The 15,551-nt window shown below is 72.4% G+C and carries 13 protein-coding genes and 3 pseudogenes; 11 read left to right on the top strand and 5 right to left on the bottom strand.

From position 1 onward, the window contains the following. The first annotated feature begins 28 nt into the window (after positions 1-28). Positions 29-1,660, top strand: coding sequence for an L-glutamate gamma-semialdehyde dehydrogenase (gene pruA, locus IPT68_RS26180; RefSeq protein ID WP_189701117.1), 1,632 nt, complete (start codon positions 29-31; stop codon positions 1,658-1,660). Positions 1,661-1,789: 129 nt separating this feature from the next. Here the strand turns inward: pruA and IPT68_RS26185 are convergent. Next, positions 1,790-2,311 (bottom strand): annotated as a pseudogene (locus IPT68_RS26185) (GNAT family N-acetyltransferase); the annotation flags it as partial. A gap of 711 nt (positions 2,312-3,022) precedes the next feature. On the opposite strand from IPT68_RS26185, the gene IPT68_RS26190 reads away from it, so the two are divergent. The 4 genes from IPT68_RS26190 (at position 3,023) to IPT68_RS26200 (ending at position 6,497) form a co-directional block, all read left to right on the top strand. Beyond that, positions 3,023-3,565, top strand: coding sequence for a GNAT family N-acetyltransferase (locus IPT68_RS26190; protein ID WP_189701115.1), 543 nt, complete (start codon positions 3,023-3,025; stop codon positions 3,563-3,565). 276 nt (positions 3,566-3,841) lie between these two features. Further along, positions 3,842-3,973, top strand: coding sequence for a hypothetical protein (locus IPT68_RS34655; protein ID WP_133930177.1), 132 nt, complete (start codon positions 3,842-3,844; stop codon positions 3,971-3,973). Between the two features lie 117 nt (positions 3,974-4,090). Beyond that, positions 4,091-5,134 (top strand): 3-isopropylmalate dehydrogenase, encoded by a 1,044-nt coding sequence (locus IPT68_RS26195; RefSeq protein WP_189701114.1) that lies wholly within the window; start codon positions 4,091-4,093, stop codon positions 5,132-5,134. Between the two features lie 274 nt (positions 5,135-5,408). After that, complete coding sequence (locus IPT68_RS26200; RefSeq protein ID WP_189701113.1) at positions 5,409-6,497, top strand: branched-chain amino acid aminotransferase; 1,089 nt, start codon at positions 5,409-5,411, stop codon at positions 6,495-6,497. 96 nt (positions 6,498-6,593) lie between these two features. On the opposite strand, the pseudogene IPT68_RS26205 reads toward IPT68_RS26200, so the two are convergent. Next, positions 6,594-7,822: pseudogene (locus IPT68_RS26205) on the bottom strand (cytosine permease); the annotation flags it as partial. Between the two features lie 154 nt (positions 7,823-7,976). Here IPT68_RS26205 and ureA point away from each other — a divergent pair. From ureA to IPT68_RS26225, 4 genes are read left to right on the top strand one after another with little or no spacing between them, the layout of a single operon-like run. After that, positions 7,977-8,681 (top strand): urease subunit gamma, encoded by a 705-nt coding sequence (gene ureA, locus IPT68_RS26210; RefSeq protein ID WP_189701112.1) that lies wholly within the window; start codon positions 7,977-7,979, stop codon positions 8,679-8,681. Then, positions 8,678-10,387, top strand: coding sequence for an urease subunit alpha (locus IPT68_RS26215; protein ID WP_189701111.1), 1,710 nt, complete (start codon positions 8,678-8,680; stop codon positions 10,385-10,387). The genes ureA and IPT68_RS26215 overlap by 4 nt, the downstream gene beginning before the upstream one ends. Positions 10,388-10,413: 26 nt before the next feature. Continuing rightward, complete coding sequence (locus IPT68_RS26220; protein ID WP_189701110.1) at positions 10,414-11,454, top strand: agmatine deiminase family protein; 1,041 nt, start codon at positions 10,414-10,416, stop codon at positions 11,452-11,454. A gap of 11 nt (positions 11,455-11,465) precedes the next feature. Continuing rightward, on the top strand, positions 11,466-12,077 hold the full coding sequence (locus IPT68_RS26225; protein ID WP_189701109.1) for a TetR/AcrR family transcriptional regulator: 612 nt from the start codon (positions 11,466-11,468) through the stop codon (positions 12,075-12,077). Positions 12,078-12,101: 24 nt separating this feature from the next. Here the strand turns inward: IPT68_RS26225 and IPT68_RS26230 are convergent, their stop codons facing one another. Then, complete coding sequence (locus tag IPT68_RS26230) at positions 12,102-12,245, bottom strand: hypothetical protein (RefSeq protein ID WP_189701108.1); 144 nt, start codon at positions 12,243-12,245, stop codon at positions 12,102-12,104. Between the two features lie 373 nt (positions 12,246-12,618). Between IPT68_RS26230 and cimA the strand changes: the two genes are divergently transcribed. Beyond that, positions 12,619-14,223 (top strand): citramalate synthase, encoded by a 1,605-nt coding sequence (cimA, locus tag IPT68_RS26235; RefSeq protein ID WP_189701107.1) that lies wholly within the window; start codon positions 12,619-12,621, stop codon positions 14,221-14,223. Positions 14,224-14,286: 63 nt separating this feature from the next. Here the strand turns inward: cimA and IPT68_RS26240 are convergent, their stop codons facing one another. Both IPT68_RS26240 and IPT68_RS34290 read right to left on the bottom strand, forming a co-directional pair. Next, positions 14,287-15,000, bottom strand: coding sequence for a GOLPH3/VPS74 family protein (locus IPT68_RS26240; RefSeq protein ID WP_189701106.1), 714 nt, complete (start codon positions 14,998-15,000; stop codon positions 14,287-14,289). Between the two features lie 131 nt (positions 15,001-15,131). Further along, positions 15,132-15,308, bottom strand: a complete 177-nt coding sequence (locus IPT68_RS34290) for an RICIN domain-containing protein (protein WP_228039911.1) — start codon at positions 15,306-15,308, stop codon at positions 15,132-15,134. Between IPT68_RS34290 and IPT68_RS34295 the strand changes: the two are divergent. Continuing rightward, positions 15,250-15,498: pseudogene (locus IPT68_RS34295) on the top strand (hypothetical protein); the annotation flags it as partial. The gene IPT68_RS34290 and the pseudogene IPT68_RS34295 overlap by 59 nt on opposite strands. Positions 15,499-15,551 lie beyond the last annotated feature (53 nt).

Here is a 15,551-nt window from a genome sequence, read left to right on the forward strand (position 1 = left end):
CCGCTCTACTCAAGGAGTTACGGAACACATGGACGCTGTGACCCAGGTCCCCACCCCCGTCAACGAGCCGGTGCACGGCTACGCCCCCGGCTCGCCCGAGCGCGCCCGGTTGGAGGTCAAGCTCAAGGAGCTGGCCGAGAACCCCATCGACCTGCCCTGCACCATCGGCGGTGAGAAGCGGATGGGCGGCGGCGAGGAGTTCCAGGTCGTGCAGCCGCACAACCACAAGGCCGTGCTCGGCACCTACCGCAACGCCACCCAGCAGGACGCGCGGGACGCCATCGACGCCGCTCTCGCCGCCGCGCCGGCCTGGCGTGCGATGTCCTTCGACGACCGCGCGGCGATCATCCTGCGCGCCGCCGAGCTGCTGGCCGGCCCGTGGCGCGAGACGCTGGCCGCCTCCACCATGCTCGGCCAGTCCAAGACAGCCCAGCAGGCGGAGATCGACACCCCCTGCGAGCTGGTCGACTTCTGGCGCTTCAACGTCGCCTACGCCCGCCAGATCCTGGCCGAGCAGCCCCCGGCCAACTCCCCGGGCGTCTGGAACCGTCTCGACCACCGCCCGCTGGAGGGCTTCGTCTACGCGATCACGCCGTTCAACTTCACGGCCATCGCGGGCAACCTGCCGACCGCGCCCGCGCTCATGGGCAACGTGGTCGTCTGGAAGCCGTCCCCGACGCAGACCCACGCTGCTGTGCTGCTGATGCGGCTGCTGGAGGAGGCCGGTCTGCCCAAGGGCGTCATCAACCTCGTCACCGGCGACGGCATCGAGGTCTCCAAGGTCGCCCTGGAGCACCGGGACCTCGCCGGCATCCACTTCACCGGCTCGACCAAGACCTTCCAGTACCTGTGGAAGACGGTCGGCGCCAACATCGAGAAGTACCGGGCCTACCCGCGCCTGGTCGGCGAGACCGGCGGCAAGGACTTCGTGGTCGCACACCCGTCGGCCGACCGCGGCGTGCTGAAGACCGCGCTGACCCGCGGCGCCTTCGAGTACCAGGGCCAGAAGTGCTCCGCGACCTCCCGCGCCTACATCCCGGCGTCCATCTGGAACGACGGCTTCAAGGAGGAGTTCGCCGCCGAGGTCGACTACCTCACCATGGGTGACGTCACCGACCTGTCGAACTTCATCGGCGCCGTGATCGACGAGCGCGCCTTCGCCAAGAACAAGGCCGCGATCGACCGCGCCACGGAGGACCCGACCTGCACGATCGTCGCGGGCGGCTCCTACGACGACTCGGTCGGCTACTTCGTCCGCCCGACCGTCATCGAGTGCACCGACCCGGAGAACGAGGTGTTCACCACGGAGTACTTCGGCCCGATTCTCGCCGTGCACGTCTACGAGGACGACCAGTACGACGAGATGCTGACGCAGATGGAGTCGGTGTCGGACTACGCGCTGACCGGCTCGGTCATCGCGAACGACCGCGCCGCCGCGGCGTACACGATGGAGAAGCTGCGCTACGCGGCCGGCAACTTCTACATCAATGACAAGTCGACCGGCGCCGTCGTCGGCCAGCAGCCCTTCGGCGGCGGCCGCGCCTCCGGCACCAACGACAAGGCGGGCGCCCCGCAGAACCTGACGCGCTGGACCCTGACCCGCGCCATCAAGGAGACGCTGGTCCCGCCGACCGACTACACCTACCCCCACATGGGCTGACGTTCCGTCAGGCCCCTGCCGGGCCAGGGCGCCTCTTCCCCGGGAGGCGCCCTGGCCCGCCGCGTTCGCCGCGTCGTCCTGCCCGGCCTGGATCGCCTGCCCCTGACCGGCGGCCCACAGGGCCTCCGGCAGGCGGTACAGGACGCTGCGGCGGAGCGGGTCGCCCTCGGGGAGGGTGGCGTCGTCGAAGTCGTCGGCCGGGCGGCGGGTCATGCCCAGGCGGCGCATCACGGCCCGTGAGCGGTCGTTGCCGGCCGCCGTGACGGCGAGGATCTCCGGCAGGCCCAGGTCGGTGAAGCCGAAGCGGAGCGCCGCCCGGGCCGCCTCCGTGGCGTAGCCGTGGCCCCACGCGGAGCGCGCGAGGCGCCAGCCGGCCTCCACGCCGGTGAACGGCTGGCCCTCCTCCACCGGATCCAGGCCCGTGAAGCCGATGAACTCGCCGGTGTCCCGCACCTCCACCGCCCACCAACCCCAGCCGCGCTGCTCCAGATCGGCCTGGAAGCCGGCCACGGCCGCGTCGCACTGCTCCCGGCCGGGCAGACCGGGCAGGTACCGGCGCACCTCCGGGTCGGCGTTGATCGTCGCCCAGGGCACGAGATCGGACTCCCGCCACTCGCGGAGCAGCAGGCGGTCGGTGAGGAGTCGGGCCATCGCGCCAAGGTAATCGGGGTACGGGTGCCGGACCACCGAATATCCACCGGGCCGCTCCATCTCCCTGCGGGACGACGGCCGTCCGCGTGGGCCCCCGGCCGTCCGCGTGGGCCCCCGGCCGTCTGCGTGGGTCGGCGGCTATCCGCCCTGGGCCGGCGACGACACGCCTGGGCCACCGGTCGTCCGCGTGGGCTGGCGGCCATTCGCCCTGGGTCGGCGGCCACACGCCCGGGCTCCCGGCCGTCTGCGTGGGTCGGCGGCCGTCTGCGTGGGTCGGCGGCTATCCGCCCTGGGCCGCCGACGACACGCCTGGGCCACCGGTCGTCCGCGTCGGCTGGCGGCTATCCGCCCTGGGCCGGCGGCCACACGCCTGGGCCACCGGCCGTCCGTGTGGGCGGGCGGCTATCCGCCCTGGGCCGCCGACGACACGCCTGGGCCACCGGTCGTCTGCGTGGGCTGGCGGCCATTCGCCCTGGGTCGGCGGCTATCCGCCCTGGGCCGGCGGCCACACGCCTGGGCCACCGGCCACGCGCCTGGGCCGCCGACGACACGCCTGGGCCACCGGCCGTAAGCGTGGGCCGGCGGCCACACGCCCGGGCCGCCGACAATCTCCCCGCACTCCGGCCGGGGCCCCCGATGCCCCCCGCACCGCGTGTCTCGAAGCCCTCCGACACCCGCCCAGGCGGCCAACGCCCCCGGAATACTGGCCCCATGACCGCCACCGCCCCCCGCACCGTCCACACCGCCGATCTCGCCCCCGCCGACCTGCTCGTCGTCCGGGGCTTTCTGGACGACTCCTTCGACGGCGACTTCGGTGACGCCGACTGGGACCACACGCTGGGCGGCCTGCACGTCCTGGTCCACGACGAGCGCGGGCTCGCCGCGCACGGGGCCGTCGTCATGCGGCGGGTGCGCCACGGGCGGCGGTGGCTGCGCACCGGATACGTCGAGGGGGTCGCCGTACGGCGTGACGTGCGGCGTACCGGACTCGGCGGCCGGGTCATGGCGGCCCTGGAGGGGATCATCACCCGGGCCTACGACCTGGGCGCCCTGTCCGCCAGCGACGACGGTGTCCGGCTGTACGAGGCCCGGGGCTGGCGCGCCTGGGGCGGGCGGGTCTGCGCGCTCGGCCCGGACGGGGTGGTCCGGCTGCCCGAGGAGGAGGGCTCCACGTACGTGTGGCCCGCCCCCGCCGACGAGGCCGACCCCGACGGCGAACTGGTCTTCGACTGGCGCGACGGCGACGTGCTCTGACGGCCCCTCGGAACGGCGCTCGGCCGAGCGGCGAAAGCCCAGGTCGGCGCAGCGCGACGACAGCGCCGTCTCAGATAGTAGGAAGTCCGAGTAATTGTGGAGACAGATGCTCCGTCCTGGCTTAGTTTTGTAGGAGCCGAACGTCTCGCTCGATCCAGCGAATGGCGGTCGTGAGCCGGGCCCCGTGCAGGCAACCCCTGCGGCACCGCTCCCCGCCCCACCCGGCGTCTCGAAACCCCCTGCCGCACTCCACGCTGTCGAAGGAGTCGATGTCCCATGGCCGAGACGACCGTCCGCCGCCGAGTCCGCCACATCTCCCGTACGAGCGACTCCGACCGCAAGAACGCCGCCGCCGCCCTCCAGCGAGCCCTCGACCGCCGCGACAACGGCGGCGAGACCGGCCACTGAGACCGGTCCGCCGGACGGAGCCGCACCCGAGGGCGCGGCTCCGTCCGGGTGGCCGTCGCCACGTCCGTATCGCGGACACCCCATGTCATCCCGTGGGACCAGGAGTAGGGTGCCCGCATGTCTCGCAGCATCAATCTCGCAGTGATCCCCGGTGACGGCATCGGCCAGGAGGTCGTGACCGAAGGCCTGAAGGTCCTCTCCGCCGCCCTTCCGCAGGATGTGAAGCTGGAGACGAAGGAGTACGACTTCGGCGCCCGGCGCTACCACGCCACCGGTGAGGCCCTCACCGACGCCGACCTCGACGCCCTGAAGCAGCACGACGCCATCCTGCTGGGCGCGATCGGCGACCCGAGCGTCCCCTCCGGCGTCCTGGAGCGGGGCTTCCTGCTCAAGCTGCGCTTCGCCTTCGACCACCACGTCAACCTGCGTCCCTCGAAGCTCCTCCCCGGCGTCGCCACCCCGCTCGCCGGTGAGCCGCGCATCGACTTCGTGGTCGTCCGCGAGGGCACCGAGGGCCCGTACACCGGCAACGGCGGCACCATCCGCAAGGGCACGCAGCACGAGGTCGCCACCGAGGTGTCCGTCAACACGGCCTTCGGTGTCGAGCGGGTCGTGCGGGACGCCTTCGCCCGCGCCCAGGCCCGGCCGCGCAAGAAGCTGGCGCTCATCCACAAGAACAACGTGCTGACCTTCGCCGGTCACCTGTGGACGAACGTCTTCAACAAGGTGGCCGAGGAGTACCCCGAGGTCACCACCGAGTACATGCACGTCGACGCGGCGACCATCTACCTGGTCACCCAGCCCGAGCGGTTCGACGTCATCGTCACCGACAACCTCTTCGGCGACATCATCACCGACCTCGCCGCGGCCGTCTCCGGCGGCATCGGCGTCGCCGCCAGCGGGAACATCAACCCCTCCGGCGAGTTCCCCTCGATGTTCGAGCCCGTGCACGGATCCGCGCCCGACATCGCAGGCCAGGGCAAGGCCGACCCCACCGCCACGGTCCTGTCCGTCGCCCTGCTGCTGCGCCACCTCGGTTACGAGGCGGAGGCCGCCCGGATCGAGGACGCGGTCTCCGCCGACCTCGTGGAGCGCACGGACGGGCCCGCCCGCGGCACCTCCGAGATCGGCGACGCGCTCGCCGTACGAGTAGCCGGCTGACCCGTCGCGCTGTTCAAGATTCCCCTGCAGCAGGTCTGCAGACTTCGAAGCCGCCGGGTCGCAATCCGCACCCGGCGGCTTTTCTCCGTCCCCGCCGGGTGCGACCATCAACCCCTGGGCCGCATTCACGCCGTTTTACGTCCACGGCAACCCGCGCGCGATAATCGGACGCGGAGCCGCGGAGTGAGGGAATGCTCGGACGTCCTAGCACTGGCCACTGGCAGTACGGGCGTGAGCGCGGCCCGTCACTACAACCGGTGAAGGACAACCACTGATGACGACGCCCACGATCGAGCTCAAGCCCTCCGCCAACCCGCTTTCCGACGCGGAGCGCGAGGCGATCCTCGCCAGCCCCGGCTTCGGCCGCCACTTCACCGACCACATGGTCACCATCAAGTGGACCGAGGGCCGCGGCTGGCACGACGGACAGCTCGTCCCGTACGCGCCGATCTCCCTCGACCCGGCCACGACCGTCCTGCACTACGCGCAGGAGATCTTCGAGGGCCTGAAGGCCTACCGCCGCCCCGACGGCTCGGTCGCCACGTTCCGCCCCGACCAGAACGCCCTGCGCTTCCAGCGCTCCGCGCGTCGGCTCGCGATGCCCGAGCTGCCGGTCGACACGTTCATCGAGGCCTGCGACGCGCTGGTGCGCCAGGACAAGGCGTGGGTCCCGGCGCACGGCGGCGAGGAGTCCCTCTACCTCCGCCCGTTCATGATCGCCACCGAGGTCGGGCTGGGCGTGAAGCCCGCCAACGAGTACCTCTTCATCGTCATCGCCTCCCCGGCCGGCGCCTACTTCCCGGGCGGCGTCAAGCCGGTCTCCATCTGGGTCTCCGAGGACCGCGTCCGCGCCGTCCCCGGCGGCATGGGCGACGCCAAGACCGGCGGCAACTACGCGGCCTCCCTGCTGGCCCAGGCGGAGGCGGCCAAGCAGGGCTGCGACCAGGTCTGCTACCTCGACGCGGTCGAGCACAAGTGGGTCGAGGAACTCGGCGGCATGAACCTGTACTTCGTGTACGGGAACAAGATCGTCACGCCCGTCCTCACCGGCTCCATCCTGGAGGGCGTCACCCGCGACAGCCTGCTCACCGTCGCCCGCGACCTCGGCTACGAGGCCGAGGAGGGCCGCGTCTCCGTCGACCAGTGGCAGGGCGACGCGGAGAACGGCAGCCTCACCGAGGTCTTCGCCTGCGGTACGGCCGCCGTGATCACGCCGGTGGGCACCGTCAAGCGGGAGGGCGGCGAGTGGAAGCAGTCGGCCGGGGAGCCCGGCGAGGTCACGCTGCGCCTTCGCCAGGCCCTCCTCGACCTTCAGCGGGGGACCGCCGAGGACAAGCACGGGTGGATGCACCAGATCGGCTGAGCGGGTGGGCGACGGCCCGTGGTGGGCCGTCGCGCCCACGCGGCGGGGCCGCACGGTGACTGCGGCCCCGCGTCCCCAGAGGCCGGCTGTCGCTCGGGCCGTCGTGGAGGCGCCCTCCTCGGCGGCCCCGGCCCGCTGCGGAACCATCAGGTACACCGCGCCGCCCACCAGCACGGACAGCAGGAAGCCGCAGTCCACCCCGCCGGTCACGGCGAGCAACGGCCCCTCCTACGACGGGCAGCGACACCGCCGGCACTCCCACCACCGCGCCCAGCGCCCACGACACGGTGGCGGGAGCGTTCCAGCCGGCCCGGTACCAGTACGCCCGCCCCGCGCCCGGCGGTTGCAGACCTGCAGCGCCTCCGCGTCGTCCACCCCGCCGCAGCGGACGAAGCCGATCAGGGCGATCACCGCCCAGGGCGTGCCGATCGCCGTCAGCAGCACGAACGACGTCACCGCGGCCTGCGCCTCCCAGGCGAAGTGGCCGGCGAAGACACAGGCGGTGGCGACGACCACGACCGCGCAGGTGGCCCGGGCACGGGAGGGCGCGCGGCAGGATGGCGTCCAGGTCGAGGCCCATCGAGTGGAGAGTGCCGAACAGTTGCGGCACCGGCAGTCCGAGCATCAGGCCCAGCCAGGTGGCCCGCAGCACCGGGACGAGGAGTGGCGGGCGGGGGAGATGTAGCGCGTGTAGTCGCCGAGGAGCGTGATCAAGGCGATCGGGCCGGAGAGGCCGGCGGCCGGCATGGCCGGCCTCCACGTCGGCCAGGACCCGCCGAGCAGGTAGCCGCCCGCCTCGGGGAGCGCGCCGGTGGTGAAGCCGGGGCGTAGGCGACCAGTCCGAGGACCAGGAGCGCCGTCATGCCGATGGCCAGGACACGGGACACGGCCGGCAGCACGCGGTGGCCGTAGACGGCGCCCGCGACGGTGGCGGCCGCGAGCAGGGCGTGGATCAGGCCGTACGTCAGCCCGCTTGCCGGCAGTCAGAAGAGGCGTCCCAGTACGCGCACGGTGACGTCGCCGCCGATCCGCACGGTCAGCGCGGCGTGGCCGGGGGCGAGCAGCAGCCCGACGACCGAGCCGACCAGCCGGCCGCGCACGCCGAACTGGGCGCCGGAGGACGTCGACAGGTTGGTGGCGGTGCGCAGGGAGGTCAGGGCGAGCGGGGCGGTGAGGGCGGTGGGCGGTGAGGGCGGTGCCGACGACCGTCCCCCCACGATCGCGCTCACCGATCCCCATCGGTCCAGCCCGAGACAAGGTCACGCGGGAGTGCTGATGCGCTCCTCGTCGGGGGTGGTGTCGACTCCGCGCCGTTCCATCGGCATGGCTGATCTCCTTCGACGGCAGCCAGGTTCTCCGAGCAATTTGAGCGGTGCTCAATGTGACGTCTGCCGCCCGCGGCCATCAACGTTTCCCTTCAAGGAATCTGGTGTTTAGAGTGATGCTCTAAGGCGGGGATGACAAGGAGGTGCCCGCGTCATGAGACTGACCCCCACCGAACGTGACCGGCTGCTGCTGTTCTCGGCCGCCGAGCTGGCCCGCTCCCGGAAGGCCCGTGGCCTCAGGCTGAACGTGCCGGAGGCCACCGCGCTCATCGCGGACACCGTCTGCGAGGCCGCCCGCGACGGCGCCCGGCTCGCCGAGGCCGTCGAGCGCGCCCGTTCGGTGCTCGGCCCGGACGACGTTCTGCCGGGCGTCGCCGACATCGTGACCGAGGTGCACGTCGAGGCCGTCTTCGACGACGGGTCACGGCTCGCGGTCGTGCCCGACCCCATCGGGGGCGGGCTGGGCCAGGGGGCGCCGGGCGCGCTGCTGCCGGGACCCGAGCACGCCGAGCCGGAGGCGGTGGTGCGGCTCAGGGTCACCAACACGGCGGCCGTGCCGGTCTCCGTCACCTCCCACTTCCACTTCTTCGAGGCCAACCCGCGCCTCGACTTCGACCGCGAGCGGGCCTACGGCATGCGGCTCGCCGTGCCGGCCGGGTCGTCGGTGCGGTTCGGGCCGGGCGAGTCGTCGCAGGTCGGACTCGTGCCGATCGGGGGCGAGCGGATCGCCGTCGGCTTCGCCGGGCTCGTCGACGGACCGCTGGACGCGCCCGGCGCCCGCGAGGAGGCGCTGCGCCGGGCCGCCGCCTGCGGCTACCTCGGCGTGTCGGCAACCACGGACCAGGAGGTCGAGCGATGAGCCGCCCCGGAGGCGACCCCGCCGAGGCCCGCCGTCTCACCCCGTACGAGTACGCGGCCACCCACGGCCCCCGCGCCGGCGACCGGATCCGCCTCGGCGACTCCGGCCTGACGATCCGCGTGGAGTCCGACTCCCAGCGCCACGGCGACGAGTTCCTCGTCGGGTTCGGCAAGACCGCCCGCGACGGACTGCACCTGAAGGCCGCCGCGGTCCGCGACACCTGCGACGTCGTGATCAGCAACGTCGTGGTGATCGACGCGGTGCAGGGCATCCGCAAGGTGTCGATCGGCATCCGCGGGGGCCGGATCTGCTCGATCGGACGGGCCGGGAACCCGGACACCCTCGACGGCGTCGACGTCGTGGTCGGCACCGGCACCTCGATCGTGTCCGGCGAGGGACTGATCGCCACCGCCGGGGCCGTCGACACCCATGTCCACCTGTTGTCGCCGCGCATCATGGAGGCCTCGCTGGCGTCCGGCGTGACCACGATCATCGGCCAGGAGTTCGGGCCGGTGTGGGGGGTCGGGGTGAACTCGCCCTGGGCGCTGCGCCACGCGTTCGGCGCCTTCGACGCCTGGCCGGTCAACATCGGCTTCCTCGGCCGGGGTTCGTCGTCCCACGACGCCCCGCTGATCGAGGCCCTCGCCGAGGGCGGCGCGTCCGGCTTCAAGGTCCACGAGGACATGGGCGCCCACACCCGCGCGCTCGACACCGCGCTGCGCGTCGCCGAGGAGCACGACGTCCAGGTCGCCCTGCACAGCGACGGCCTGAACGAGTGCCTGTCGGTGGAGGACACCCTCCGGGTCCTCGAAGGCCGCACCATCCACGCCTTCCACATCGAGGGCTGCGGAGGCGGACACGTCCCCAACGTGCTGAAGATGGCGGGCGTGCCGAACGTCATCGGCTCCTCCACCAACCCCACCCTGCCCTTCGGCCGGGACGCGGTCGCCGAGCACTACGGCATGATCGTCTCCGTCCACGACCTGAAGACCGACCTGCCCGGCGACGCCGCCATGGCCCGCGACCGCATCCGCGCCGGGACCATGGGCGCCGAGGACGTGCTGCACGACCTGGGCGCGATCGGCATCACCTCCTCGGACGCCCAGGGCATGGGCCGGGCGGGTGAGACGGTGCGCCGCACGTTCGCCATGGCCGGGAAGATGAAGGCCGAGTTCGGTGCCCCCGACGAGCACGACAACGAGCGCGTCCTGCGCTACATGGCCAAGCTGACCGTCAATCCCGCCATCGCGCACGGGCTCGCGCACGAGGTCGGGTCGATCGAGGTCGGCAAGCTCGCCGACATCGTGCTGTGGCGCCCGGAGTACTTCGGCGCCAAGCCGCAGCTGGTGCTCAAGGCCGGCTTCCCGGCGTACGGCGTGGTCGGCGACCCCAACGCCGCCACCGACACCTGCGAACCGCTGGTGCTGGGACCGCAGTTCGGCGCGCACGGCGCGACGCCGGCCGACATCTCCGTCGCGTTCGTCGCGCAGGCCGCCCTCGACCAGGGCCACGACACGATGCCGACCCGCCGCCGCAGGGTCGCCGTGCGCGGCACCCGCGGGATCGGCCCGGCCGACCTGCGTCTGAACTCCCGTACCGGACAGGTCGACGTCGACCGGCGCACCGGTCTGGTCACCCTCGACGGCGACCCGCTGCGCTCCGAACCGGCCGAGTCCGTCTCCCTCAACCGCCTGTACTTCCTCTGAACGTCCCAGCCTCGAGGACCCGCGAGATGACCACACCCGCCGTCGACGGCTTCCGCATGCCCGCCGAGTGGACCCCGCACGAGCGCACCTGGATGGCGTGGCCGGGCCCGAACCCCACCTTCGACGACCTGGACGACCTCGCCGCGGCGCGGATCGCGTGGGCCTCGGTGGCCCGTGCGATCCGCCGCTTCGAGCCGGTGACGGTGGTGTGCGGGCCCGGGCAGTCGGAGCAGGCCCGCAGCCTGCTGGGCGAGGGGGTCGAGACGGTCGAAGGCGACCTCGACGACGCGTGGATGCGGGACGTCGGCCCGACGTTCCTGACCAACAGCGACGGTGAACTCGCCGCCGTCGACTGGACGTTCAACGGCTGGGGCGCCCAGGACTGGGCCCGCTGGGAGCACGACGCGAAGGTCGCCGGGCACGTCGCGGACCTCGTGGGCGCGAAGACGTACGCCTCGAAGCTCGTCAACGAGGGCGGCGCCCTTCACGTCGACGGCGAGGGCACGGTCCTGCTGACGGAGACGGTCCAGCTCGGTCCCGAGCGCAACCCGGACTGGACGCGTGAGGAGGTCGAGGCGGAGATCCACGCCCACCTCGGCACCCGCAAGGCCCTCTGGCTGCCCCGCGGCCTCACCGGCGACTACCCCCCGTACGGCTTCGGCACCCTCGGCCACGTCGACATCGTCGCCGCCTTCGCCCGCCCCGGCGTCGTCGTCGCCCACCACCAGCCGGACCCCGCGCACCCCGACCACGAGGTCACCAAGGAGGTCATCGGCCTGCTCAGGTCCGCCACCGACGCGCGCGGCCGCAGCCTGGAGGTCGTCGAGGTCCCCGCCCCGACCGTCCTGGAGGCCGACGGCCACTGGGCCGACTACTCCTACATCAACCACTACCTCTGCAACGGCGGCGTCGTGCTGTGCGCCTTCGACGACCCCCGCGACGAACTCGCCGCGGGCATCTTCCGCCGCCTCTTCCCGGAGCGCACGGTGACACTGGTGGACGCCCGTACGATCTTCGCGGGGGGTGGAGGCATCCACTGCATCACGCAACAGCAGCCGAGGATCTAGAGGAGTCGAGGATGGCCGGTGCGGCTCGCGCGCGGAAGAACGCACCGCCCCGCGAGGACGTCCTGGCCGCCGCCATGGAGATGATCGCCGAGCGCGGTCTGGAGAAGCTCACCATGGCGGCGCTGGGGCGCGAGGTGGGGATGAGCAGCGGCCACCTCCTGTACTACTTCCACAGCAAGGACGAGCTGCTGCTGCAGACCCTGGAGTGGAGCGAGGGGCGGCTGGGCGCCGAGCGCGGACGGCTGCTCAGCCGCGGCGGCGGCGCCCGCGAACGGCTCGACGCCTACGTCGACCTCTACGTGCCCGACGGTCACCGCGACCCGCACTGGACGCTGTGGCTGGAGGTCTGGAACCGCTCGCAGAACGCCGACGACGACGCCCGCGCCCGGCAGGCCGCCATCGAGGGCGCCTGGCACCGCGACCTGGTCGCACTGCTCGCAGAGGGCGTCTCGCGCGGGGAGTTCCGCCGCGTCGACCCCGACCGCTTCGCCGCCCGGCTGCGCGCGCTGCTCGACGGCTTCTCCATCCACGTGGCGATCGGGCTGCGGGGGACGGACCGGGCGCAGATCCTCGATCACGTACGGGAGTTCCTGGACGACGTGCTGGTGCGGGGCGACGCCTGAGCGCGCGTCGCCCCGCCGTCGGCGTCAGCCCGGGAGCCACCAGGGGCTGCTGTATGCCACACCCCAGTCGTTGCACGGGTGCCCCGCCGGGCCCGGCGTGCCGTTGTTCTGCGTCGGGTCCGAGATCCGCAGCGCCACCCAGGTGCCGTCGGCGGCGTCCAGCGGCACGGTGACGTCGGTGATCCGGCGGGCCGTCGTGCGAGGGGTTGACGCCGGACGAGCGTGACGGCGGGATCACCGCCCGCATCCTGAGACGCCGGTGAGACAGGGGGCGGATTGTGCCACACTGCCCCCGTGCTCTCGTTCGCCACGATGATTATTGGCAGCAGGCGCGCCGGTCCGCAGTGACCGCCACGTACGACCAGGTACGGGCGGGCACCGTCGTCCTCGACCCGCGCGCAGACCTCTCGCACCCGCGAGAGGTTTTTCGCATTTCTGGCCCACCAAGAGCCGGGAGTCCAGCGCGAGGGGATCATTGGGGGACGGTGGAGCCGGTCATTCCGGTACAGACCGAGATCCATACATCAGGAGCCTTCAGACCATGACGGAAACCAGCGAGCTCGACGACTCGTTCCACGTCTTCGACACCACCCTGCGGGACGGCGCCCAGCGGGAGGGCATCAACCTCACCGTCGCGGACAAGCTGGCCATCGCACGGCACCTGGACGACTTCGGCGTGGGCTTCATCGAGGGCGGCTGGCCGGGCGCCAACCCGAGGGACACCGAGTTCTTCGCCCGCGCCCAACAGGAGATCCAGTTCCGCCACGCCCAGCTGGTCGCCTTCGGCGCCACCCGCCGCGCCGGGGCGAAGGCGAGCGAGGACCCGCAGGTCAAGGCACTCCTGGAGGCCGGTGCACCGGTGATCACCCTCGTCGCCAAGGCGCACGACCGGCACGTCGAACTCGCCCTGCGCACCACCCTGGACGAGAACCTGGAGATGGTCCGCGACACGGTGTCCCACCTGACGGACCAGGGCCGCCGCGTCTTCGTCGACTGCGAGCACTTCTTCGACGGCTACCGCGCCAACCCCGAGTACGCCAAGGCCGTCGTCCGCACCGCGTCCGAGGCCGGCGCCGACGTCGTGATCCTCTGCGACACCAACGGCGGCATGCTCCCCGCCCAGGTCCACGCCGTCGTGGCCACCGTCCTCGCCGACACCGGTGCCCGCCTCGGCATCCACGCCCAGGACGACACCGGCTGCGCGGTCGCCAACACCCTCGCCGCGGTCGACGCGGGCGCGAGTCACGTCCAGTGCACGGCGAACGGCTACGGCGAGCGCGTCGGCAACGCCAACCTGTTCCCCGTGGTCGCCGCCCTGGAACTGAAGTACGGCAAGCGGGTCCTGCCCGAGGGACACCTGCGCGAGATGACCCGCATCTCGCACGCGATCGCCGAGGTCGTCAACCTCACCCCCTCCACGCACCAGCCCTACGTCGGCGTCTCCGCGTTCGCGCACAAGGCGGGCCTGCACGCCTCCGCCATCAAGGTCGACCCGGACCTGTACCAGCACATCGACCCCGAGCAGGTCGGCAACACCATGCGGATGCTGGTCTCCGACATGGCGGGCCGCGCCTCGGTCGAGCTCAAGGGCAAGGAGCTCGGCATCGACCTGGGCGGCGACCGCGAGCTGGTCGGCCGGGTCGTGGAGCGGGTGAAGGAGCGCGAGCTCAAGGGCTACACGTACGAGGCCGCCGACGCCAGCTTCGAGCTGCTGCTGCGCACCGAGGTCGAGGGCAAGCCCCTGAAGTACTTCGACGTCGAGTCCTGGCGCGCCATCGTCGAGGACCGCCCCGACGGCAGCCACGCCAACGAGGCCACGGTGAAGCTGTGGGCCAAGAGCGAGCGCATCGTCGCGACCGCCGAGGGCAACGGCCCGGTCAACGCCCTGGACCGCGCCCTCAGGGTCGCGCTGGAGAAGATCTACCCACAGCTCGCCAAGCTGGAGCTGGTCGACTACAAGGTCCGCATCCTGGAGGGCAAGCACGGCACCCAGTCCACGACCCGGGTCCTCATCGCCACCTCCGACGGGGCGGGCGAGTGGTCCACGGTGGGCGTCGCGGACAACGTCATCGCCGCCTCCTGGCAGGCCCTGGAGGACGCGTACACCTACGGCCTGCTCCGGGCCGGCGTGGAGCCGGCGTCGTAACCGGACGCACCCGTCCGGCGCCCGCGTTCCTCCGCGGCGCGCGGGCGGGACGTGTACCCCTGGTCAGGGCGCCCGCCACACGTTGTCGAAGGCGTCCTCCTCGATGCGGCGGCGCTGCCGGACCGCCTCCAGTTCCGTCAAGGCGTCGTTGACGGCGGCCAGGACGGTGATCACCGGCTCGTCGGCGGAGTCGGCGAAGGCGGTGAGGTCGGCGAAGTCGGCGGCCGTCGGCTGGTCCGTGGCCCCGGGGGCCGGCAGGTCGTCCGCGGTGCCGGTGGTCACCGGCTCGCCGGCGGTGTCGCCGGCCGCGGCCGTCGTCGGGTCCTGGATGCCCAGGGCCTGCGCGAGGCCCACGAGGACCGGCTCGTGGTCGGCCCACCGCTCGTTCGCGTGGCGCCGGGAGGGCGTGTCGGTCGCCGCGGCCGGGTCGCTCCGCCGCCGCAGCCAGTGTCGGCGCGTCCCGTCGGCCGGCGCCTCCGCCTCCAGCGCGCCGACGTAGGCCTGGGCCAGCCCGCGCCCGCGCCGCCACAGCCACTCCTCGACCGTCTCGTACGGCGGCTGCCGGACGAGCGACGCGCCCGCCTCGTCCAGCAGGCGGTCGCCCGTGGCCTGCCCGGCGCCGGGCACGAGCCGGTCGTCGTCCAGGGTGAGCACCCCGGCGTCGAGGAGGTCGAGCAGTTCCGCTCCGGCGAGGGCGAGCGACAGGTCGCCCTGCCCGACGTCCCGGCTGGAGGGGAGGTTCAGGGCGATGATCAGCAGATCCTGCGGTGTGGTCATCTCGACCTCCAGGTCACGGGCATCGATCCCGTATCTCCACGATGGGGCCGCTGAAGCCTATCCGCAGCACGACGGCCGGGCTCCCGCCCGGCCACGGCGGGCCGCAGTGGTGGCCCGGCCACCACCAGCAGTTACGGCAGCCGCCACGTCTGGTTGACGCCCCCGGTACAGCTCCAGATCCGCGCCCGCGCCCCGTTCGCCGACGAGTTGTCCGTGACGTCCAGGCACGTGACGGCCAGGCCACGAACGCGCGCGTGCGCGGCGACGAGGTGCGCGGTGCTGATCGGCTCCGGGCGCCCGCAGCTCATCGGCGGCCGGCCCTTCACCGGTCAGCGCCCCGTGACCTGGCCGAAGTCGCAGGCGCGGGTGCTCGTCCAGCAACGGATCGGACAGGACGTCACGGCATCGGTCGCTCAGCCGTTCGCCGAGGCGGACCGGCTGCTGCTGACCGCCGCGTACAGAGCGGCCCAGGAGACACCGGCGACACGACATCGGTCCCGGGACGGAATTTCCTTACCGGGACCGATGTCCGTTTCTGTACCTGTTCAGGT

The organism is Streptomyces chromofuscus (assembly GCF_015160875.1).
Classification (GTDB): Bacteria; Actinomycetota; Actinomycetes; order Streptomycetales; family Streptomycetaceae; genus Streptomyces; species Streptomyces chromofuscus.